A 451-nucleotide genomic window follows, 5' to 3' on the forward strand; every position below is an offset into this window, starting at 1 on the left:
ATCAGCTGCTGCACCTGCTTCTGGCTCTTTCCGCAGAATGAGCATTTGAACAGGTCGGCGCTCTCACCGATGCGTGCCATGCGCGTCCTCCTCGAAGCTGTGGATCAGGCGGGGGCTCTGATCCCGTCAATCGAGCCTAACCGCCCGCGCCGACACCGGGGCGCATTGCCACGCATGCGAAGGGCCCGGTCCGCCGTGAGCGGAACCGGGCCCTCGAGCATCCGATCGGATATCAGACCATGCTCTTCGTGTGCCACACCGTCTTGGTCTCGGTGAACGCCGTGATGCGGTCCAGGCTCTGCTCGACCACGCCGGGGCGCAGCACGCGCTTGAGCGTGTCGGCGGCAGCGATCTCGAGGTCGACCCAGTCCAGGTCTCCCGCGCCCGCCAGATCGATGGCGTTGACGTCGGCGTGCGAGGCGAGCCACGGCGTGATCTCCGCCGGCGATCC

Annotated in this window: 1 protein-coding gene and 1 pseudogene; both read right to left on the reverse strand. The window is 67.0% G+C overall.

The window, feature by feature from the left end:
* A partial coding sequence (locus BGN97_RS03810; protein ID WP_292698188.1) for a ClpX C4-type zinc finger protein occupies positions 1-80 on the reverse strand: 80 nt, incomplete at its 3' end.
* A 152-nt stretch (positions 81-232) separates the two neighbouring features.
* Positions 233-451 (reverse strand): annotated as a pseudogene (locus BGN97_RS03815) (aldehyde dehydrogenase); the annotation flags it as partial.

The organism is Microbacterium sp. 69-10 (assembly GCF_001897945.1).
Lineage (GTDB): Bacteria > Actinomycetota > Actinomycetes > Actinomycetales > Microbacteriaceae > Microbacterium.